This is a genomic window from Achromobacter sp. 2789STDY5608621 (assembly GCF_001299375.1).
GTDB lineage: Bacteria > Pseudomonadota > Gammaproteobacteria > Burkholderiales > Burkholderiaceae_B > Achromobacter > Achromobacter insuavis.
Genome location: NZ_CYTU01000021.1, coordinates 81,107 through 100,955, shown reverse-complemented (window position 1 = coordinate 100,955; position 19,849 = coordinate 81,107). Strand labels below are relative to the sequence as shown.

Below are 19,849 nucleotides of genomic sequence, written 5' to 3'. Positions count from 1 at the left end.
CCCCCCCCCCGGCAGGCGGGTGAACGGCAATCGGCCCGACCGGGCAAAGGCACCCGCGATGCGTTCTCTTTCCTCCCCCTTCCGTGGCGGCGCCCGGCCCGCCGCCGCGCGCTGGCGCTACGCCGCATGCCTGCCGCTGATCCTGCTGGGCGCCCAGGCGCTGGCCGCGCCGCAGCCGTGCGAAGCGCCGCCGCCCGGCCCGCGCGACCTGGAAGGCACCGGCTACTACACCGACGCCGCCCACTCGCAGATCGACCCCGCGCTGCAGGCCCGCAACCAGGCCCAGACCCGGCCGCTGAACGACTACGCCCGCCGCGTCGCCGACCTTTCCGACGCCTACCTGGCCCACGGCGACGCCGCCGCCGGCCAATGCGCGCTGACGTGGCTGGCATCCTGGGCCAAGGACGGCGCCATGCTCGGCCGCATGATCCACGGCAACAACGACCAGGCCGACTACCTGCGCCAATGGACCCATGGCGCCGCCGCCCTGGCCTATCTGAAGACGCTGCCGCTGGCCACGCCGGCGCAACGCGGCATCATCGGGCCCTGGCTCGAACAGCTGTCGCGCGCCAACCTGGCCTACTGGGAAGACCCCCGGCACCAGCGCAACAACCATTACTACTGGACCGGCGTCGGCATCCTGGCCACCGCCATCGCCAACGACGACGCCTGCCTGCGCCGCGGCGCGCAGACGATCTACCGGAAAGGCGTCGACGACATCCAGGCCGACGGCAGCCTGCCCATGGAAATGGCGCGCGGCGCCCGCGCGCTGCACTATCACGACTACGCCGCCGCGCCGCTGGTGATGATGGCGCAGCTCGCCGATGAAAGCGGCCAGGACTGGTATGCCTACCGCGAAGGCGCCCTGGGCCGGCTGGCGCGGCGCGTGGCCAAGGGCTACCTCGACAGCGCCTGGTTCGCCCGCCACGCCGGCGTGGCGCAGCAGGACGGCAAGCCGCATGGCTTCAGCGGCTGGATCGAGTTCTACCGCCTGCACGCGCCCAACACGCCGGCCTTCAGCGCCCTGCATGCCGCCGGCCCCTTCGACGATCCCCGCCTGGGCGGCAACCTGACCCTGATGGCCGCCCACGGCATCGTGCCGCGACGCTGATGCCGACCCGCCCGTCGGACGATGCCGGCGGGCCGCGCCAGGCGTAAACTGGATCCACACCCATACGCTGTATGCGGCCGCCGAGGGGCAGCCGCCGGAGATCACCATGCAAGCCACCGCCACACGCACACTCGCCCTGCTGGCCGCCCTGCTGATATTGGGCGGCTGTTCCTCCCTGGGTCCCGGCGGCCCGCCGCATCCGGGCGCGGTCAACCCCTACAGCAGCGGCGGCTTCCACGACGCCGGCCCGAACTATCCGGACACCGGCCCCTGAGCGCCCTGCCTGGCGGCCGCGCCCGACGCGGCCGCCGGATCGTTCGCCAGCTTGAACCAGCGTTGCACGCGCTGCCAATGCGCGTCGCCGTAGAGCCGGCGAAAACGCAGGTTCTCCTCGGACTGCGCGTCCGCCATCGCCGCCAGGCGCTGGGCAATGAAGGCCGGGGTCAATGCCAGGCCGCAGTCGACCGTGATGCAGCGATGCCACTGCGCGTACGTTTCAGGGATCATTTCCGTTTCTCCGGGCAATCAGGTCAATGCCTGCGCCAGCAGCCAGGCCGAGACCAGCGAGGTCACGGCCTGGCGCCCGGCCAGGCCCCAGGCGTGGCGCGCGCCCAATTCGCGCCCAACCGTCCATAGCGTCACCAGGCAGGCCGAACAGGTCGACGCCAGCCACACCAGCACGAACATCTGCGCCGCATCCAGCCGGGCCAGCAGCGCGCCCTGGCCCTGGTTCAACGCCAGCAGGCCATCCTTGCGCAGGATCGAGAACACCACGCCTGTCGCCGCGTCCGCCGGCAGGCCCAGCGCGGCCATCGGCGCGCGCAGCAGCGACGCCAGCGCCTGCAACGCGCCCAGTCCGTCCAGCAGCGAGGCCGCCACGCAGATCAGCAGGAACACCGGCATTGCCTGTTTCAGGAACTGCGCCACCACCGCGCGCAGGCGCCATGTCACGCCGCGCCACGAGGGCCATTGCAGATACGCCTTGCCCGGTAGCGGCGCGGCGGCCTCGGCCGGCAAGGCGCCATGCCACAACCGCGTGTGCGCCGCCCCCACCAGGAACAGCAGCAACAGATAGGGCACGAACAACCCCATCCGTCCCGCCGCGCCGAACACCGATAACGTCGCGCCGATCTGGTAGCTGCAGGCCGAGCCGAACGCGATCAGACTGACGCAGGCGCGCCGCGTGCAGGCCGAGCAGGCCCGACTCTGGAACGTCGCCACCACATTGCAGCCGAAGCCCGACAGCACCGGCACCAGGTCGCGCCCGCTCAGGCCGATATGCCTGAGCGCGGGATCGAGCGCCGCGGTCATGCGGTCCTTCAGGCCGCTTTCCTCGGTCAGCGCCATCGCCAGGCCGATCAGCGCCACCACCGGAAAGGCCCAGATGAACGAATACAGCCCCAGGCTGACGACGCCGTAGCCGCCCACCAGCAGGGTCTGCAATGCGGGCGGCGCGCCGGCCAGGGCGCGCGTCAAGGGTTCGACGAGCGCCGCGTCCGCCAGCGGCTGCAACCAGCCCGACAGGCCGTAGGCCAGGTACACCGGCAGCGCGAAACTCGACAGCAACGCCAGCAGCGCCCACCAGGGGCCCAATCCGGCGTGCTCGAACGGCGTGCGCTGCGGCCGGCGCGCGAGCGACGCGTGCCACAGCACGGGCCTGGCCGGCAGCGCGGGCAAGGCCACCGCGCCGGCCAGGGCATGGCGCACCGCCGCCAATTCCCGCGGTGCCGGCGCGCGCGCATTGATGATGGCCACCGGCACGCCCAGCGCCGCGCCGCAGCGCGCCGCCAGCGCCGGCGCGTCATCGCACTTGTCCGCGAACGTCAACACCACGCAGATCCGGTGCGCGCCATGCAACGCGGCCAGCACCTCGCGCATCAGGTCGGGCGCATCGGTGGCGCGCATCACCACCGCCACCACGGCGGCCGGCGCCATCCGCGCCAGGGCCAGCCGCGTGGCGGCGCTGTCGCCGCGCAGGCGCACGCCGGGCGTATCCACAACGCGCATCGCGGCGCCATCGAGCGCGGCTTCGCGGCAGGCCACGGTGGACCCGGCCACGTTGCTCTCGTCGCCGACCGCCTGGCCCGTCAGGCCGCGGAACAGCGCCGACTTGCCGGCGTTCTCCAGGCCGGCCAGCACCACCACGGCCTCGGTCGATTCAATGGCGTCGGGCCGCATCGCGTCCACCCGCCGCCGTCAGCATTCGCAGGCCTCGTCGCAGCAATCGGCGTTGCCGAATGGGCCCCAGGCGCCGGCGGCCCGCTCGGCCTCCAGCGGCGGCAGGCCCAGGTGCTGCGCGACCATGCGCGCCACGCTGTCGAAGCGTTGGCGGAATTTGTAGATGAAGCAATAGATGCGCCGGTCCTGGCGCACCTGCGGCCCGGCCAGGAACAGGCCCGGCATCAGGGTCGATTCATCGTGCGCGCTCAGCACCGGTCGGCCGTCGGGCGTCCAGTCGAAGCACGGGCGGATCAATTGCGCGCCGCCGCCGCGCAGGAAGCCGGTGCCCAGGATCGGCGCGTTCGCAGTGGCGAAGACCCGGCCGTCTTCTGCGTGCACGCTGAACCCCGCCGCCAGCCGGCGCACTTCCAGCACATTGACGCCGAAGGCGATCTCCAGCCGGCCGCTGTCCAGCGCCTGGTAGAGCCGCTGGCGGCTGTAGGGCGACAGCGACAGACTGGGGTCGTGCGCACTGGCGGGGTCCCAGGTCGATTTGCGCGCCAGCAGCTGCACCCGCGCGCCGCGCGCCACCAGGTTCACCGCCGCGTCCACGCCGCTTTCATAGCCGCCGATCACCAGGTATTCACCGGCCTCGAAGGCCGACCAGCTATCGACCTGCGCGTAATGCAGGCAGTCCGCCGCGCCGGCGAACGGCCGCAGATCGGGGTACTGGTATTCGCCCGTGGCCCAGATCACCGCCCGCGCCAGCGCGGCGCCCCTGGAGGTCTGCAGCTGGAATTCGCCGCGCGCGCCGCGCGTCAGCGCCGAGACCTCGCAGTCCAGCGCCAGCGGCAGGTCATGCGCCTGCGCCACCCGCGCCAGGTATTGCGCGTAACGCGGGCCGTCCAGGTGCTCCATGCCGGCCGTCAGCGCCGGCGAGCTGGTCTCGGTCACGGCGTTCAGGTCGGCCAGGCCGAACGGATTGCTGTAGAACGACGGCGTGATGAAACGCGTCTCCTGCGGCCAGGACAGGAACGAGGCCCCCACCTGATGCCGGTCGATCACCGCCAGCCGGTTCACGCCATGGCGGCGCAGCGCCACGGCCATGCCGATGCCGGCCGGCCCGGCGCCGACCACGGCGACTTCAAGCACTTTCGGTTCCACGGCGCGCGCCTATTTGTTCTTGGCCCCGCCCTGGCGCGCCTTGAAGCGCGGATTGGATTTGCAGATCACATAGATGCGCCCGCGGCGCTTGACCACCTGGCAGTCCCGGTGGCGGGTCTTGGCGTCTTTAAGGGAGGAAAGGACTTTCATGCGGCACTCCGGCAAGGATCGAAAGAAAAACCGACCCGCGCGGCGCGGGTCGACGTAAATGATATGTAATAACATTACGTTTGTCACGCAAAGCCCGCCAACAGTGCTTGCACCAAGATCAGACGGAAGGTAAATTGTTGACAATCAATCGCCCCATGGCGATTTAGAACGGGTTTTCACCCTGAAAATCCCTGGATTGTTGACACAATGAGCAAAGTGCTGACGCTTCCCGGCGCCGCATCGGGCGATAGCGAGACCCTGGCGGAACACATCTTCCGCAAGATCCAGTCCGCCATCGTCAAAGGCGAGATCGCCCCGGGCAGCAAGATTTCCGAACCCGAACTGGCGCGCATCCACGGCGTCAGCCGCGGCCCGCTGCGCGAGGCCCTGCACCGGCTCGAAGGCCAGAAGCTGCTGGTGCGCGTGCCGCACGCCGGCGCCCGCGTGGTCTCGCTCAGCCCGCAGGAACTGGCCGAACTCTACGAAATCCGCGAATCGCTCGAAGGCATGGCCTGCCGCCTGGCGGCCGAGCGCATGGCGCCGGCCGAAGTCGAGCAGGTGCGCCAAGTGCTGCACGCCCACGAAAAGGACGAGGCCTTCCAGGCCGGCACCGGCTATTACCAGCAGGAGGGCGACTACGATTTCCACTACCGCATCGTCAAGGGCAGCGGCAACCAGATGCTGTTCCGCATGCTGTGCGACGAGCTCTACCAGCTGGCGCGGATGTACCGTATCCAGTACTCGACCACTCCCAACCGCCCGCGGCAGTCGTATGCCGAGCATCACCGCATTCTCGACGCCATCGCCGACCGCGATGGCGAGCTGGCTGAACTCCTGATGCGCCGCCACATCCGCGCATCCCGTCTCAACATTGAAAAACAGATCGCTCAGGGCAACCTGAAGCGCACCGAGGCATGAACAAATCCTATCGCAAGCCCCTGCAAGGCACCCGCCTGGACTATTTCGACGCGCGCGCCGCCGTGGACGCCATCGCCCCCGGCGCCTACGACCGCCTGCCCTACACCTCGCGCGTGCACGCCGAGAACCTGGTGCGCCGCTGCGATCCGGCGCTGCTGACCGACGCGCTCAAGCAGCTGATCGAACGCCGCCGCGACCTGGACTTCCCGTGGTATCCGGCCCGCGTGGTCTGTCATGACATCCTCGGCCAGACCGCGCTGGTCGACCTGGCCGGCCTGCGCGACGCCATCGCCGACAAGGGCGGCGACCCCGCCAAGGTCAACCCGGTGGTGCCGGTGCAGTTGATCGTCGACCACTCGCTGGCCGTGGAATACGGCGGCAACGACCCCGACGCCTTCGCCAAGAACCGCGCGGTGGAAGACCGCCGCAACGAAGACCGCTTCCACTTCATCGACTGGACCAAGCAGGCCTTCCGCAACATCGAAGTGGTGCCCCCGGGCAACGGCATCATGCACCAGATCAACCTGGAGCGGATGTCGCCGGTGATCTACACGCAGGACGGCGTGGCCTTCCCCGACACGCTGGTCGGCACCGACAGCCACACCCCGCACGTGGACGCGCTGGGCGTGATCGCCATCGGCGTGGGCGGCCTGGAAGCCGAGAACGTGATGCTGGGCCGCGCCTCGTGGATGCGCCTGCCCGACATCGTCGGCGTCGAACTGACCGGCCGCGCCGGCCCCGGCATCACCGCCACCGACGTGGTGCTGACGCTGACCGAATTCCTGCGCAAGGAAAAGGTGGTCGGCGCCTATCTGGAGTTCTACGGCGAAGGCGCGGCCAGCCTGACACTGGGCGACCGCGCCACCATCTCGAACATGGCGCCCGAATACGGCGCCACCGCCGCGATGTTCGCCATCGACCAGCAGACCATCGACTACCTGCGCCTGACCGGCCGCGAGGACGAACAGATCGCGCTGGTGGAAAACTACGCCAGGACCGCCGGCCTGTGGGCCGACAGCCTCAAGACCGCCGAATACGAGCGCGTGCTGCGCTTCGACCTGTCGACCGTGGTGCGCACCCTGGCCGGCCCGTCCAACCCGCACCGCCGCCTGCCGGTGGCCGACCTGGCCGAACGCGGCATCGCCGGCACCGTCGAGAACCAGCCGGGCCTGATGCCCGACGGCGCCGTCATCATCGCCGCCATCACCAGCTGCACCAACACCAGCAATCCGCGCAACGTCATCGCCGCCGGCCTGCTGGCGCGCAACGCCAACCGCGCCGGTCTGACGCGCAAGCCGTGGGTCAAGAGTTCGCTGGCGCCCGGCTCCAAGGCCGTGGCCCTGTACCTGGACGAAGCCGGCCTGACCGAGGACCTGGAAAAACTCGGCTTCGGCGTCGTGGCGTTTGCCTGTACCACGTGCAACGGCATGTCGGGCGCGCTCGATCCCGTGATCCAGCAGGAGATCATCGACCGCGATCTGTACGCCACCGCCGTGCTGTCCGGCAACCGCAACTTCGACGGCCGCATCCACCCCTACGCCAAGCAGGCCTTCCTGGCCTCGCCGCCGCTGGTGGTGGCCTACGCCATCGCCGGCACCATCCGCTTCGACATCGAACGCGACGTGCTGGGCACCGGCGCCGATGGCCGCGAGATCCGCCTGAAGGACATCTGGCCGAGCGACGAAGAGATCGACGCCATGGTCAAGGCGGCCGTCAAGCCGGAACAGTTCCGCAAGGTCTACGCGCCCATGTTCGGCCTGCGCAACGAGCGCGACGCCACGGTCGACCCGCTGTACGCGTGGCGCCCGCAGAGCACCTACATCCGCCGCCCGCCGTACTGGGAAGGCGCGCTGGCCGGCGAGCGCACGCTGCGCGGCATGCTGCCGCTGGCCGTGCTGGGCGACAACATCACCACCGACCACCTGTCGCCGTCCAACGCCATCCTGATGGACAGCGCCGCCGGCGAATACCTGCACAAGATGGGCCTGCCGGAAGAGGACTTCAACTCCTACGCCACCCACCGCGGCGACCACCTGACCGCGCAGCGCGCCACCTTCGCCAATCCCAAGCTGTTCAACGAGATGGTCAGGAACGCCGACGGCACGGTCAAGCAGGGCTCGCTGGCCCGCGTGGAACCGGAAGGCAAGGAGATGCGCATGTGGGAAGCGATCGAGACCTACATGGACCGCAAGCAGCCGCTGATCATCGTGGCCGGCGCCGACTACGGCCAGGGCTCGTCGCGCGACTGGGCCGCCAAGGGCGTGCGCCTGGCTGGCGTCGAGGCCATCGCCGCCGAAGGCTTCGAGCGCATCCACCGCACCAACCTGATCGGCATGGGCGTGCTGCCGCTGGAATTCAAGCCGGGCGTGAACCGCAAGACGCTGGGCCTGGACGGCACCGAGAGCTACGACGTGGCGGGCGAGCGCAAGCCGCGCGCCGACCTGACGCTGGTGATCCACCGCCGCAACGGCGAGACGCTGGAAGTGCCGATGACCTGTCGCCTCGACACCGCCGAGGAAGTGTCGATCTACGAAGCCGGCGGCGTGCTGCAACGCTTCGCGCAGGACTTCCTGGAAGCCGAATCGGCCGCCGGTTCGGCCAAGAAGGCCGGCTGACATCCCACCGCATGGCGGGCGCCGCGGCGCCCGCCTTCTCCACCCAAGACATCAGGACTGCCCCATGGCCCATGCCCCCCAGATCAAGATTCCCGCCACCTACATGCGCGGCGGCACCAGCAAAGGCGTGTTCTTCAAGCTCGACGACCTGCCCGAATCCGCCCGCGTGCCGGGCCCGGCGCGCGACGCGCTGCTGATGCGCGTCATCGGCAGCCCCGACCCCTACGGCAAGCAGATCGACGGCATGGGCGCGGCCACCTCCAGCACCAGCAAGACCGTCATCGTCGGCAAGAGCAGCCGCGCGGAACATGACGTCGATTACCTGTTCGGCCAGGTCTCGATCGACCAGGCCTTCGTCGACTGGAGCGGCAACTGCGGCAACCTGTCGGCCGCCGTCGGCCCCTTCGCCATCACCAATGGCCTGATCGACCCGGCCCGCGTGCCGCGCAACGGCATCGCCGTGGTGCGCATCTGGCAGGCCAACATCCAGAAGACCATCATCGCCCACGTGCCGATCACCGACGGCGCGGTGCAGGAAACCGGCGACTTCGAACTGGACGGCGTGACCTTCCCGGCCGCCGAACTGCAGCTGGAATTCATGAACCCGGCCGAGGAAGGCGACGGCGGCTCGATGTTCCCCACCGGCAACCTGGTGGACGACCTGGAAGTGCCCGGCGTGGGCACCTTCAAGGCCACCATGATCAACTCCGGCATCCCCACCATCTTCCTGGACGCCGAGGCCCTGGGCTACACCGGCGCCGAGCTGCAGGACGACATCAACGGCGACGCCGCCGCGCTGGCGCGCTTCGAGACCATCCGCGCCCACGGCGCGCTGCGCATGGGCCTGATCCAGAAACTGGAAGAGGCGGCCGCGCGCCAGCACACGCCCAAGGTGGCCTTCGTGGCCCGCCCCAGGGCCTACACCGCCTCCAGCGGCAAGCAGATCGGCGCCGGCGACATCGACGTGCTGGTGCGCGCCCTGTCCATGGGCAAGCTGCACCACGCCATGATGGGCACCGCCTCGGTCGCCATCGCCACCGCCGCGGCGGTTCCCGGCACGCTGGTCAATCTGGCGGCCGGCGGCGGCCAGCGCGACCAGGTCAACTTCGGCCATCCCTCGGGCACGCTGCGCGTCGGCGCCGAGGCGCAGCAGATCGACGGCGAATGGACCGTCACCAAGGCCATCATGAGCCGCAGCGCGCGCGTACTGATGGAAGGCCGCGTGCACGTGCCGCCCACCGGGTTCTGAGGCGGCGGCCGCCGACGGGCGCGGGCTGCGGTATTCTCTGCCGCAGCCCATTCCCTTATCGACGGAACCGTCCATGGCACACCCCGGCGCCCCACGCCGATTCCAGCGCGTCCTGGCCCTCGCGGCCCTGCTGCTGTCCGCCAGCGCGGCAGCCGCCCCGATCCTGATGCAGCCGCTGCCCGGCGCCACCTACGCGCAGGGCCGCTACTACCTGATTCCCCAACCGTACGCGACGGTCAAGGCCGACCTGGAACAAGGCCTGGCCGGCAAGGACCTGGGCGGGTTCCGCGGCCGCGACGACAGCGGACCGCTGTCATCCATGGAGTTCTACTGGGCCGAGATCGGCGCCCGCCATCAGCCCGCGCTGAAACAGGCGCTGGACCAGCAGGCCAACCAGGCCGCCGACCCGGTCCTGGCCAAGGCGCTGGCGGCCGGCGCCATCAACCGCGACGAGCACGACGCCTTCCGCGCGGCCATCGCCCGCCAGCCCGACTACGCCCCCGAACAGATCAAGTCACTGCCGTTCTTCTCGCAACCGGTGGCGCGCTGGTCGTTCCAGCGCGAACGCGGCAAGTCCCGCCGCACCCAATCCGACTACGGCACGGTCATGGATCTGTCGGGCCTGACCGGCCGCGAGGCGCTGACGCTGGTCTGGCACGGCGGCACCGACACCACCATCACGCGCCATTTCCGCCTGACCCGCTGCATGGTCGGCGTGACCTGCTTTCCCGATCCGCATTTCGAATACAACAGCCAGAGCGTCGACCACGCCGACCCGGCGCTCGACCGCTACCTGGACGGCCTGGCCCGGCGCTTGCAGGCCCTGCCGGAGGCCGACGCCGACCGCTTGATGCAGGCCTATTTCGACGCCTACGCGCGCGGCCGCGCCACGGCCACGCAGCCGGTCGGCCCCGCCCCCGCGCAGGCCACGCTGCCCGAGACGCCGGTGTCCGGCATCCGCCTGCCGGCCGACGAGGCCGACCTGCGGCGCTACGACAACGACGAATGGCGCCTGCTGGCGCTGCCCGACGGCAGCCTGCTGGCCTCCGGCGGCGCCACCCAGCGCTTCGTGCCGCGCGCGGGCGCCACGCCCGCGGCCAATGGGCCGCGCCAGGGCGCGGATGCGGCCATCACGCGTGAAGACACCGCCGGCTTCGGCCTGGCGCGCGCGCTCAAGATCGCCGCCGACGGCCAGGTCTGGGCGCTGGGCCTGCGCGAGGACGATGGCGGCCGCACGCTGCTGGCGTGGCGCCCCGGCCAGCGCCGCGCCGCCGTCCACGCGCTGGACCCGCAGCTGCCGCAATGGCGCATCGACGACTGGACCCTGCCCGCCGCCGGCGGCGTGGCGCTGCGCGTGGGCGACGACCTCTACACCATGACGCCCCAAGGCCGCTGGCGCCAGCGGCACTGGGACGCCTCGCTGCGGCGCGAGGCCAGCGACACGCTCGAAAATGCCCTGCCCTGGGTCCCCAGCGATGCGATCCAGTTCGGCGACGGCCTGTTCTGGGGCGGCGACCGCGGCGGCTATGGCATCGATCCGGCCACCGCGCGCGTGGTCGCCAGCGTCCGCACCGCCACGCCCAAGCTGCTGTTCGGCAGCCGGCCGGGCAACTGGGCCCTGGCCGTGGCGGAAACGCCTGACGGCCGGCGCCTGCGCGCCGTCGACCTGGGCACGGGACAAGTCCGCTTCGACCTCGAGACGCCTGCCGTCTACTACACCTCGGCGGCCGCGCGCAGCGCCCGCGGCCGCCTGCTCGCCGTCAGCGGCGCCGACAACACGGTGGTGGTGATCGACATGGCGCAGGGCAGGCTGCTGGCCAACCTGCGCGCGCCCAAGGACTACAGCGTCAGCGCGCTGGCGTTCTCATGGAAGGGAGACCGGCTGTGGATCTACGCCCGGCCGGTGGGCAACAACGACGTGGCGCAGTTGATTGCCTGGGACGCGCCGGCCGACGCGGTCGATCCGGCCCAGGGCCGCGATCTGCCCGACCAGATCCGCTGCGGCTACTCGATGGCGTGCCGCTGACACGGGCCGGCGCGGCGCGCCGGCCCCGCCGCCCGGCATCGAGGGATGCCGGGCGCCCCGCTTACTGGCCCTTGTCCTTCGGCGCGCTGGCCACCAGCGCGTCGAACGCCTTGTCCAGGCTGGCCAGCGAATCGGCGATGTGGGCGCGGCGGGCCGCGATCCACTTGTCCTGCGCGGCCAGCTGCTCGCGCGCTTCCTTGATCATGCGGTCCATCTCGGCCGGCTGCGGACCGCCGCTGGTGGCGCGGTTCTTGACGATGGCCACGGGGTCCAGCGTCGAGCGGAACTCGGCCTCGCTCATCGGCAGCTCGTTCGGATACTTCGAGCCCTTCATGGCTTCGGCGTAGATGCGGCGCGCCTGGTCATACGGGAAATCCAGCGGCTTGATATTGTTGGTCTTGGCGTAGCTCACGACCTCGGAGGCGAAATGATGGCCGTCGCGGAACGGCAGCTTGTACTTGCGCATCAGCACGTCGGCCAGTTCCTGCGAGGCGGTCCAGTCGCTGTTCAGTTCCTCCAGCGCGCGGTCCGGGCTGATCACCATGGCCTTGAGCACGCGGTCCCAGCGCTTGAGCGCGGAGATGCCGGCATCGACCATGGCCGAGTTCTGCTTGACGTCCTTCGGATCGCTCATGCCCGGCGTGATGTTGTGCGTCTGGATCACCGGCCCCATGGCCAGCGTCACCGCCGTCGAGGCGTCGCTGCGCGTATCGTTGAGCAGGCCGGGGTTGCGCTTTTGCGGCATGGCGCTGGACACGTAGGTATTGCCGCCGCCCTCCTCCAGCAGGATCCACGGCCGCGATTGCGCGTACTGCGTCATCACGTCCTCGACGAAGTTGCCGGTGCGCAGCGCGATGCTGGTGACGATCGACGCCACCTCCACCGGCTGGTCCATCGACGAGATCTGCGAAGCGTCATAGGCGTTGTCCACCAGCGCCGTGAAGCCCAGGTACTGCGCCATGCGCTTGCGGTCCAGCGGCCAGCTGGTGCCGTTCAACACCGTCGTGCCCATCGGCGAGCGGTCGATGCGCGCGTAGGCTTCGCGGATGCGCTGGGCATCACGCTCCAGCCCGGCCGCTTGGCCCAGCAGATAGTGGCCATAGCTGTTGGGCTGGGCCGCGACGCCGTTGGTGTAGTTGGGCACGATGGTGCCGGCGTGCTTGGCCGCCAGCTCCACCAGCGTGCGGGAGGTGGCGTTCAACTGGTCCGCCAGCTCCAGCAGCTTGTCGCGCAGGATGGCGCTGCGGTAGGTGGCATGCATGTCCTGGCTGGAACGGCCGGCGTGCAGCAGCGTCACGTCCTCGCCCGCGGCCTTGATCAGCAGCGGCTCGAAGGTGATGACGCTGGCCGGGCGCTTGGCGCCGGGCTGATTGCCGTCGTTGATCACCTTCGCCACGCCCGCGGCCAGCCGGGGCGCCATGGACTTGTCCAGCAGCCCTTCGTCGGTGTTGATCACCGCCGTCGCCTTGTTGATCTCCCCGAGCCAGAAAAAGGGATCGCGCAACGGCTTGGCGGTGGCGCTGGCGGCGGGCGCCTGCTGCGCCGAGGCGGCGTGGGCGCCGAGCGAAAGGACCAGGGCTGCGCCCAGGGCGGGCAGGAAATGTCTCATGGCGTTCTCGTTATGAAGGGGGAAAGGAAACCCCCGTATGAAACACCATTTTTGCTCGCCCTGCGCATGAAAATGCAATGTGAAAACGTAACCGTGCCCGGCGCTACGGCGGCAGCCCCTGGTCGGCGGCCCAGCGCAGCACGAAGCGCGCCCCGCCCGCCGGGCTGTCTGTCACGCTGATGCTGCCGCGGTGGCTCATCGCCACCCGCTGCACGATCGCCAACCCCAGCCCCGCGCCGCCGGTGCCGCGATCACGGCTTTCATCCAGGCGGATGAAGGGTTCGAAGATCCGCTCGCGGTCCGCCGCCGCGATCCCCGGTCCGTCGTCGTCCACCACCAGCTCGAAGCCGCCCTCGGCGCGCTGCGTCAACGCGATGTCGATGCGGCCGCGCGCGTAGCGCACCGCGTTCTGCACCAGGTTCAGCAGCGCCCGACTCATGTAGCGCGGATTCAGCCGCACGTGCGGCGGCGGGTCCGGCGCCACCACGCAGCGCACATTGCGCGCCGCGGCCTGGTGCGCCACCTGCGCCAGCGCCTCGCCCAGCCAGTCGCGCGTGTCCACCGTCTCGAGCTGCACGGTTTCCTCGGTGGGCCGTTCCAGCCGGGCGTACACCAGCAGTTCCGCCACCATGCTTTCCAGCTCGGAGATGTCCGCGCGCATGTCGCGCAGCACCCGGCCATGGCGGGCCGGCAGGCCGCCGCGGTCCAGCTGGTCCACCTCGAACGACAGCCGCGCCAGCGGCGTGCGCAGCTCGTGCGAGACGGCGTTGGTCAGGCTGCGCTGGTTATCGACCAACGCGGCGATCCGCTCGGCCATGGTGTTGAAGCTCTCGCCGACGTGGCGGATGCCCGAAATACGCGACAGGTGCACGCGCATGCTCAATTCGCCCTGGCCCATGCGCAGCGCGGCGTTGCGCAGCGCGTCCATGTCGCGCCACATCGGCAGCGCCCACAGCGCCAGCAGGCTCATCGCCATCATGAACCCCAGGAACACCCAGACGCCCCAGGTCAGCAAGGTGTCGACCAGACCCTCGCCCGGCAGACGCACCTCGAGCCACTGGGCGGGCTGGCCCGGCAGCGGCACCAGATGGGTGCTGTACTCGTCCCGCATCACGAAGCCCAGGATCTCCAGCTGCTCGCGTTCGTCCTCGTTCAGCCGCACTTCGTCCTGGCGCAGCAGCTGCAGCCGCAAACCGTAGTAGGGCCGCACCTGCTCGCGCAGCACCGTCTCGCGCTGCGCCGGCGCAACGTCGTCGAGCCGCAGGCGCAGCTCATGGACCTGGCCGCGCAGCGACTGGAAGGCGACGTTCTCCACGATCGGCCGGAACAGCGTGCCCAGGCCTTTGTCCACGAGCTGGTAAGCCACCCCGAGACTGATCAGAACCACGACGAAAACGCGAACGAGAAATTTGAGCATCGATGGCCTTCGGGCCGCCCGCCAACGGCTCGACGCGGCGGGCGCGCCCGCGTGGCGGAGCCGGCGGGGAAGCGGGAAACTGCGGGGGCAAGGTCGCGCGGCGGCCGGACGGCCGGGCCCGCGTGATCCGCGGGCGCGCCCCGGGATGATAGGGAACAAGCCCGTTCGCGTTCCGCCGTGTTTTGTGTGGGATTTGTGAAAAAAAGTGAAACAGGCAGGACAGGCGCGGCAGGGTATGCTGACCAGACCGCGCTTGCCCTGCCCCCGAGCTTTCCCTCGAAAGGACTGGAATCCCCATGGACCCGCTAGACAAGCTGTTGCGCTCCGACAAGATCCTGCAAACGTTCGACGGCGCCTCCGAAGGCGCGATACAGGCCTACGAGGACGCCTGGAGAACGCACTTTTCGGCGGCCTACCGCGCCTTCCTCAAGCGCAGCAACGGCCTGCGGTTCGGGTTCGAATTCGACCAGGCCCACCGCGCCGGCGTCTCGCCCGCGCTGGCGGACATGAACACCTTTTTCGGCATCGGCAACGGCGATCCGCACCTCGACCTGGCGCTGCTGACGCCGCGCATGGGCTTCCACAACCCGGCCTTCCTGCCGTTCGCGCCGGTGCTGGGCCTGGGCGGGGATTTCTGTACCTACGTCGAGATCAGCCAGGGTCGCCATGCGGGCCGCATCATGTACACCGACGGCGAACTGTACTCGGCGTATGCCGACCTGGACGTCACGGACAAGCCGGTGGACGCGCTGGTCGACGGCTTCATCGAGGACGGCTGGTTCATGCCGGTGGCGCCGTCGTTCGACGCACTGATCGCGCTTTACGCCAAGATGGCCTAGGGCGCGGCTCCCTCACCCCAGGTATTCGACATTGCCGCACACCGAGATGCTCTGGCCGCTGACCATCGTGCCCTCGTCCGAGCACAGGAACGCCACCTGATTGGCGATGTCCTCGGGCTGGGTCATCTTGCGCAGCGACACCTTTTCCACCAGTTGCGCGCGCATGGCATCGTTGCTGACGCCGCCGGCCGCCGCGCGGGCGGCGATGATGCGCTCGACCCGGTCGCCCGCCACCACGCCCGGCAGCACCGAATTGACGCGGATGCCGGACGGCCCCAGCTCCATCGCCCAGGTCTGCGTCAATCCGGCCAGCCCGAACTTGCTGGCGCTATAAGGGCTGCGCAGCGAAAAGCCCAGGCGGCCCGCCACCGACGAGATATTGATGATGGCCCCGCCGCCCGCCTCGCGCAGCAGCGGCACCGCGCTGCGCGCGCACAGGAACGTGCCCGTCAGGTTGACGTCGAGCGTGGCCCGCCATGCCGCCAGGTCCGTGTCCTCGAGCCGGCTGGTGGGCCCCGAGACGCCGGCGTTGTTCACCAGCGCATCGAGCCGGCCCCAGCGCGTGGCCAGGTCCGCGAACATGGCCAGCACCTGGGCTTCATCGGACACGTCCGTGACGCTGCCGCTCAAGCCGGGATGCGCCTGCACGGCGGCCTGCACCGCCTCCGCGGCCACATCGCAGATGTGCACCTGCGCCCCCGACGCGAGGAACTTGCGCGCGATCGCCAGGCCGATGCCGCCCGCGCCCGCGGTGATCAGGACCCGCTTGCCTTTCAACGATTCGATCATCAGGCTTCACTCCTTGGAAAATGCCGCGTCGGTCTCACAGCGCGAAGGCCGGCCGCACGCCGCTGCGCAGCGGCAACCCCAGGATCTCGCGCGCCTCGGCGGGCGTCGCGGGCTCCATGTCCATCTCGCGGATGATGCGCACGATGCGTTCGGTCAGTTGCACGTTGGTCGCCAGCTCGCCATGGCGGTAATACAGGTTGTCTTCCAACCCCACCCGCGCATGGCCGCCCAGCAGCAGCGCGCTGATATTGGCCTCCAGCTGCGACGGCCCGATGCCGCTGACGCAGAAGATGCTGTTCTTCGGCAGCAGGTCCACCATCATCTGCAGGTGGCGCGGCGAGAACGGCATGGCGTTCTGGAAGTTGCGGTGCACGTTCATCACCAGGTTGATGAAATGCGGCTCCTCATCCAGTCCCTCGCCGATCAGCGTGGTCGCGTCCTGCAGGATGTGCGTCGGGCTGAACACCTCCCACTCCGGCTTGATGCCGCGCGCCTTCATGCCGGCCGCCATCTCGCGCGCGCGGCTGAGCGGCGTGTTCATCAGGTACTCGCGGTCGCCGAAGGCCAGGTTCAGCGTGGTGGCGTCCAGCGTGCACATCTCGGCGCCCGCGTCCATGCCCTTCAGGCGTTCCTCCCACAGGATCTCCCAAGTGCCCGGCGTGGTCTCCCTGACCATGTCGCCGTGCACGCCGCCGCCCGTGGAATTGTTCAGCACGATGTCGCAGCGCTCGCGGATGCGCTGGTTCATGTCGCGGTAGATGGCCGCGTCGCAGGTGGCCTGGTCGTCGGGGCGGCGCGCGTGCAGCGCCACCACGCTGGCCCCGGCGTTGTAGCAGCGGTAGACGTCCTCGGCGATCTCGGCCGGCTGGGTCGGCAGGTGCGGGTTCTGGCTCTTGAACGCCATGCCCCCGGTGGGGGCAATGGTCACGATCACTTTGCGTTTTGCCATGGCGGGTCTCTTATTTCCAAAGGGCGCAGCGGGTTTCCGCCTTGGTGGTGAAGGCCTCGTTGCCGTCGATGGTCTGCACCACCTTGAAGTAGTCCCAGGGTGCCTTCGATTCCTCGGGCGTCTTGACCTGCAGCAGGTACATGTCATGCACCACGCGCCCGTCCGGCCGCACCACGCCGTTCTTGATGTACACGTCGTCGAGCTTGTTCGCGCGCAGGTAGGCCAGCACCGTGTCGGCATCGTCGGTGCCGGTGGCCTTGACCGCGCGCAGGTACTGGATGGCCGCCGAGTAATCGGCCGCCTGCAGCGACGACGGCATGGCGTTGCGCCGTTCGTAGAACTTCTGCGCCCAGGCCCGCGTCTCGTCCGACGCATTCCAATACCAGCTGTCGGTCAGGTACATGCCCTTCGCCGTCTCCAGGCCCATGGCGTGGATGTCGTTGATGAACATGATCATGCCGGCCAGCCGCATCGTCCGGGTCAGGCCGAACTCGTTGGCCGCCTTGATCGCGTTGGTCGCGTCCGCGCCGGCATTGGCCAGCGCCAGGATCTCGGCCTTGCTGGCCTGCGCCTGCAGCAGGAACGACGAGAAATCGCTGGTCGACAGCGGATGCTTGACCGACCCGACCACCTTGCCGCCGCCCGCCTCGACCACCTTGGTGGTGTCGGCCTGCAACGCATGGCCGAAGGCGTAATCGGCCGTCAGGATGTACCAGCTCTTGCCGCCCGCCTTCACCACCGCCGCGCCCGTGCCGCGCGCCTGCGCCACGGTGTCATAGGCGTAGTTCAGCGTGTACGGCGTGCACTGCTCGTTGGTCAGGGCCGGCGCGCCCGCGCCCACCACGATGATCGGCTTCTTCTTGTCGGCGGCCACCTTCGACATCGCCAGCGCCGTGCTGGAATTGGTGCCGCCGATCAGCAGGTCCAGGCCGCGCTGGTCGAACCACTCGCGCGCCTTGGCCGAGGCGATGTCCGCCTTGTTCTGGTGATCCGCCGTCAACAGCTCGATCTTCTTGCCATTGATCTCGCCGCCCATCTCCTCGATGGCCATTTTGATGGCCTCGGCGCCGCCGGGACCGTCCGGCCCCGAATAGACGCCCGACATGTCGGTAATGAAGCCGATCCGGATCACGTCGTCGGAAATCTGCGCCCGGGCCGCGCCCGCGTGCAGCAGCGCGCCGGCGATGGCGCCGGCCAGGACAGCGCGCGAAAACCTGCGTGGCATTGACAACATACCTGTCTCCTCTTATGGTTTTTTGGCTCTGGGGCCCCGAATATTCTCGGACCGGCCCCCAATGCGGACAGTCATCATGTTGACAAAGCGCCCTAGGGTTTACCTGGGCGCGATCATCACGGCGAAACGGGGAAGACCATGCGAGCACCGGCGGGCGGCACTGGCCACGAAACAGCCAGCCCCAGGCGGCGGCCCAAGCAGGATCCGGTGGACCGGATGCTGGCCGTCGTGCCCTGGTACAACGGCCTGCCGCGCCTGGAACGCGAGGTGGTCCGCGCCGAGTTGCGCGTGGTCACATTGCAGGCGGGCGAACGCCTGTTCCGCGAGGGTTCGAAATCGCTGGGCTGGTATGGCGTGGTGGACGGCCTGGTGAAATGGTCGTCGCGCGGCTCGGACGGCCGGTCGCTGTCGCTGGCCGGCTTCAGCACCGGCAGCTGGTTCGGCGAGGCCACCATGATCCGCCGCGAACCGTTCGAGTACGAAGTGGTGGCGCTGCGCCCCAGCCAGGTGGTGATCCTGCCGCGCGACACCTGCGAACGCCTCTGGAACCACAACATCGAATTCACCAAGGCGCTGATGACGCACCTGGCGCAGCGCGTGAACTGGCTGATGGCCTGCTATACCGGCAACGTGCTGCTGGACGTCGACACCACCGTCGCCCGCGCCGTCGCCGCGCAATTGAACGCCGAACAACATGCCGGCACCAACGGCCGGCTCAGGATCTCGCAGGAGGAGATCGCCAGCCTGTGCGGCGTGTCGCGCCAGCGCTGCAACACCGCCCTGACCCGGCTGGCGCGGGAAGGCGTATTGCAGACGCATTACGGCGGCATGACGATCCTGGACCGCGAAGCGCTGTACCGGCATGCGAAACTGAACCGGGAACCGGCGGATCATCCGGCGGACATGCCGGCGTAAGAGCATTTCGCCGTCCGCGGCTCGGCAGCGCCAACGCGGTCGCACGTCCGCGTTATCGTTACGCCTTCGGATTTTTCTGCCCGCGTCTCGACCCATGACCTCCGCGCCACCGCCGCCGGCCGGCTCCCTGGACACGCAGCGCCTGTCGTTACGACCGGCGCTGCGCGAGCATGCGCCGGCGCTGCTGGCGTATCACCTCGCCAATCTCGCCCACCTGCAACCCTGGGAACCCGCCCGCCCCGAATCATTCCATACCCTGTCGGCGACCGAGGAGCGGCTTGGCGCGATGCAAACGCACGCAGCGGCCGGCCAGGCGTTGCACCTGCTGCTGTTCGATCGCGCCGATGCGCGCTTGATCGGCAACTGCAGCTTCACCAATATCGTCCGGGGGCCGTTCCAGGCCTGCCATCTCGGCTTCTCGATCGCACAGGATCGACAAGGGCAGGGACTGATGCGGGAATGCCTCGTCGCCGCGACGCACCACATGTTCACCGAACACGGACTGCACCGCATCATGGCCAACCATCGGCCCGAGAACACGCGCAGCGCGCGCCTGCTGGACAGCCTGGGGTTCGAGCGCGAAGGCGTGGCGCGCGCCTACCTGAAGATCAACGGCGCCTGGGCCGACCATATCCTGACATCCCTGATCAATCCCGCGGACTCGTGACCCGGCCTTGAAACGCGGGCGCCGCGGCCCGCACGCC

18 protein-coding genes are annotated in these 19,849 nt (G+C 69.4%); 9 read left to right on the top strand and 9 right to left on the bottom strand.

Features of this window, described 5'->3' with window-relative positions; translation table 11 throughout:
- Nucleotides 1-58 precede the first annotated feature (58 nt).
- Both AOZ53_RS19665 and AOZ53_RS34260 read left to right on the top strand, forming a co-directional pair.
- On the top strand, nucleotides 59-1,111 hold the full coding sequence (locus AOZ53_RS19665) for an alginate lyase family protein (protein ID WP_082385686.1): 1,053 nt from the start codon (nucleotides 59-61) through the stop codon (nucleotides 1,109-1,111).
- 106 nt (nucleotides 1,112-1,217) lie between these two features.
- Nucleotides 1,218-1,385: a hypothetical protein gene (locus tag AOZ53_RS34260; protein ID WP_116523079.1), complete on the top strand. Its 168-nt coding sequence runs from the start codon at nucleotides 1,218-1,220 to the stop codon at nucleotides 1,383-1,385.
- On the opposite strand, the gene AOZ53_RS19660 is transcribed toward AOZ53_RS34260, so the two are convergent.
- The 4 genes from AOZ53_RS19660 to ykgO are packed head-to-tail and all read right to left on the bottom strand — an operon-like array spanning nucleotide 1,364 to nucleotide 4,585.
- Nucleotides 1,364-1,618, bottom strand: a complete 255-nt coding sequence (locus AOZ53_RS19660) for a hypothetical protein (protein ID WP_054478955.1) — start codon at nucleotides 1,616-1,618, stop codon at nucleotides 1,364-1,366. The genes AOZ53_RS34260 and AOZ53_RS19660 overlap by 22 nt on opposite strands.
- A gap of 18 nt (nucleotides 1,619-1,636) precedes the next feature.
- The gene (locus AOZ53_RS19655; protein ID WP_054429078.1) at nucleotides 1,637-3,289 is read right to left on the bottom strand and encodes a nucleoside recognition domain-containing protein; all 1,653 of its coding nucleotides are present in this window, start codon (nucleotides 3,287-3,289) and stop codon (nucleotides 1,637-1,639) included.
- Nucleotides 3,290-3,307: 18 nt separating this feature from the next.
- Nucleotides 3,308-4,423, bottom strand: a complete 1,116-nt coding sequence (locus AOZ53_RS19650) for an NAD(P)/FAD-dependent oxidoreductase (RefSeq protein WP_231689909.1) — start codon at nucleotides 4,421-4,423, stop codon at nucleotides 3,308-3,310.
- Nucleotides 4,424-4,444: 21 nt separating this feature from the next.
- The gene (gene ykgO / locus AOZ53_RS19645) at nucleotides 4,445-4,585 is read right to left on the bottom strand and encodes a type B 50S ribosomal protein L36 (protein ID WP_025138121.1); all 141 of its coding nucleotides are present in this window, start codon (nucleotides 4,583-4,585) and stop codon (nucleotides 4,445-4,447) included.
- Between the two features lie 207 nt (nucleotides 4,586-4,792).
- Here ykgO and AOZ53_RS19640 point away from each other — a divergent pair, with 207 nt between their 5' ends.
- The 4 genes from AOZ53_RS19640 (at nucleotide 4,793) to AOZ53_RS19625 (ending at nucleotide 11,393) form a co-directional block, all read left to right on the top strand.
- Nucleotides 4,793-5,503, top strand: coding sequence for a GntR family transcriptional regulator (locus AOZ53_RS19640; RefSeq protein ID WP_054429081.1), 711 nt, complete (start codon nucleotides 4,793-4,795; stop codon nucleotides 5,501-5,503).
- Entirely contained in the window at nucleotides 5,500-8,118 is a 2,619-nt protein-coding gene (gene acnD / locus AOZ53_RS19635) for a Fe/S-dependent 2-methylisocitrate dehydratase AcnD (protein ID WP_054489014.1), read from the top strand. The genes AOZ53_RS19640 and acnD overlap by 4 nt, the downstream gene beginning before the upstream one ends.
- 64 nt (nucleotides 8,119-8,182) lie before the next feature.
- Nucleotides 8,183-9,367 (top strand): 2-methylaconitate cis-trans isomerase PrpF, encoded by a 1,185-nt coding sequence (gene prpF / locus AOZ53_RS19630; protein ID WP_054429084.1) that lies wholly within the window; start codon nucleotides 8,183-8,185, stop codon nucleotides 9,365-9,367.
- Between the two features lie 73 nt (nucleotides 9,368-9,440).
- Nucleotides 9,441-11,393 carry a YncE family protein gene (locus AOZ53_RS19625; RefSeq protein ID WP_054489012.1) on the top strand — a complete coding sequence of 651 codons (1,953 nt, stop codon included), beginning with the start codon at nucleotides 9,441-9,443 and terminating at the stop codon, nucleotides 11,391-11,393.
- Nucleotides 11,394-11,454: 61 nt separating this feature from the next.
- Here the strand turns inward: AOZ53_RS19625 and AOZ53_RS19620 are convergent, their stop codons facing one another.
- Both AOZ53_RS19620 and AOZ53_RS19615 read right to left on the bottom strand, forming a co-directional pair.
- Entirely contained in the window at nucleotides 11,455-13,002 is a 1,548-nt protein-coding gene (locus AOZ53_RS19620; protein WP_054489010.1) for an argininosuccinate lyase, read from the bottom strand.
- A gap of 103 nt (nucleotides 13,003-13,105) precedes the next feature.
- The gene (locus AOZ53_RS19615; RefSeq protein WP_369816837.1) at nucleotides 13,106-14,368 is read right to left on the bottom strand and encodes an ATP-binding protein; all 1,263 of its coding nucleotides are present in this window, start codon (nucleotides 14,366-14,368) and stop codon (nucleotides 13,106-13,108) included.
- A gap of 347 nt (nucleotides 14,369-14,715) precedes the next feature.
- Here AOZ53_RS19615 and AOZ53_RS19610 point away from each other — a divergent pair, with 347 nt between their 5' ends.
- Nucleotides 14,716-15,258 (top strand): SMI1/KNR4 family protein, encoded by a 543-nt coding sequence (locus AOZ53_RS19610; protein WP_054489007.1) that lies wholly within the window; start codon nucleotides 14,716-14,718, stop codon nucleotides 15,256-15,258.
- Nucleotides 15,259-15,270: 12 nt separating this feature from the next.
- Here AOZ53_RS19610 and AOZ53_RS19605 read toward each other — a convergent pair whose 3' ends face one another.
- Genes AOZ53_RS19605 through AOZ53_RS19595 form a run of 3 tightly spaced genes read right to left on the bottom strand, consistent with a single transcriptional unit; the run spans nucleotide 15,271 to nucleotide 18,230 of the window.
- On the bottom strand, nucleotides 15,271-16,047 hold the full coding sequence (locus tag AOZ53_RS19605) for an SDR family oxidoreductase (protein ID WP_054489005.1): 777 nt from the start codon (nucleotides 16,045-16,047) through the stop codon (nucleotides 15,271-15,273).
- Between the two features lie 34 nt (nucleotides 16,048-16,081).
- The gene (locus AOZ53_RS19600; protein WP_054489003.1) at nucleotides 16,082-16,996 is read right to left on the bottom strand and encodes a beta-keto acid cleavage family enzyme; all 915 of its coding nucleotides are present in this window, start codon (nucleotides 16,994-16,996) and stop codon (nucleotides 16,082-16,084) included.
- A 10-nt stretch (nucleotides 16,997-17,006) separates the two neighbouring features.
- Nucleotides 17,007-18,230 carry an ABC transporter substrate-binding protein gene (locus AOZ53_RS19595; RefSeq protein ID WP_156333444.1) on the bottom strand — a complete coding sequence of 408 codons (1,224 nt, stop codon included), beginning with the start codon at nucleotides 18,228-18,230 and terminating at the stop codon, nucleotides 17,007-17,009.
- A gap of 138 nt (nucleotides 18,231-18,368) precedes the next feature.
- Here AOZ53_RS19595 and AOZ53_RS19590 point away from each other — a divergent pair, with 138 nt between their 5' ends.
- Nucleotides 18,369-19,145: a Crp/Fnr family transcriptional regulator gene (locus AOZ53_RS19590; RefSeq protein WP_231689910.1), complete on the top strand. Its 777-nt coding sequence runs from the start codon at nucleotides 18,369-18,371 to the stop codon at nucleotides 19,143-19,145.
- A gap of 94 nt (nucleotides 19,146-19,239) precedes the next feature.
- Nucleotides 19,240-19,812 carry a GNAT family N-acetyltransferase gene (locus AOZ53_RS19585; RefSeq protein ID WP_054489002.1) on the top strand — a complete coding sequence of 191 codons (573 nt, stop codon included), beginning with the start codon at nucleotides 19,240-19,242 and terminating at the stop codon, nucleotides 19,810-19,812.
- The last annotated feature ends 37 nt before the right edge of the window (nucleotides 19,813-19,849 follow it).

Bases quoted from the DNA above. Each gene is read 5' to 3' on its own strand.
- prpF (WP_054429084.1), top strand. From the start codon at position 8,183: ATGGCCCATGCCCCCCAGATCAAGATTCCCGCCACCTACATGCGCGGC.
- AOZ53_RS19655 (WP_054429078.1), bottom strand. From the start codon at position 3,289: ATGCGGCCCGACGCCATTGAATCGACCGAGGCCGTGGTGGTGCTGGCC.
- acnD (WP_054489014.1), top strand. From the start codon at position 5,500: ATGAACAAATCCTATCGCAAGCCCCTGCAAGGCACCCGCCTGGACTAT.
- AOZ53_RS19625 (WP_054489012.1), top strand. From the start codon at position 9,441: ATGGCACACCCCGGCGCCCCACGCCGATTCCAGCGCGTCCTGGCCCTC.
- AOZ53_RS19620 (WP_054489010.1), bottom strand. From the start codon at position 13,002: ATGAGACATTTCCTGCCCGCCCTGGGCGCAGCCCTGGTCCTTTCGCTC.
- AOZ53_RS19590 (WP_231689910.1), top strand. From the start codon at position 18,369: ATGCGAGCACCGGCGGGCGGCACTGGCCACGAAACAGCCAGCCCCAGG.
- ykgO (WP_025138121.1), bottom strand. From the start codon at position 4,585: ATGAAAGTCCTTTCCTCCCTTAAAGACGCCAAGACCCGCCACCGGGAC.
- AOZ53_RS34260 (WP_116523079.1), top strand. From the start codon at position 1,218: ATGCAAGCCACCGCCACACGCACACTCGCCCTGCTGGCCGCCCTGCTG.
- AOZ53_RS19640 (WP_054429081.1), top strand. From the start codon at position 4,793: ATGAGCAAAGTGCTGACGCTTCCCGGCGCCGCATCGGGCGATAGCGAG.
- AOZ53_RS19605 (WP_054489005.1), bottom strand. From the start codon at position 16,047: ATGATCGAATCGTTGAAAGGCAAGCGGGTCCTGATCACCGCGGGCGCG.
- AOZ53_RS19595 (WP_156333444.1), bottom strand. From the start codon at position 18,230: ATGTTGTCAATGCCACGCAGGTTTTCGCGCGCTGTCCTGGCCGGCGCC.
- AOZ53_RS19585 (WP_054489002.1), top strand. From the start codon at position 19,240: ATGACCTCCGCGCCACCGCCGCCGGCCGGCTCCCTGGACACGCAGCGC.
- AOZ53_RS19610 (WP_054489007.1), top strand. From the start codon at position 14,716: ATGGACCCGCTAGACAAGCTGTTGCGCTCCGACAAGATCCTGCAAACG.
- AOZ53_RS19665 (WP_082385686.1), top strand. From the start codon at position 59: ATGCGTTCTCTTTCCTCCCCCTTCCGTGGCGGCGCCCGGCCCGCCGCC.
- AOZ53_RS19600 (WP_054489003.1), bottom strand. From the start codon at position 16,996: ATGGCAAAACGCAAAGTGATCGTGACCATTGCCCCCACCGGGGGCATG.
- AOZ53_RS19660 (WP_054478955.1), bottom strand. From the start codon at position 1,618: ATGATCCCTGAAACGTACGCGCAGTGGCATCGCTGCATCACGGTCGAC.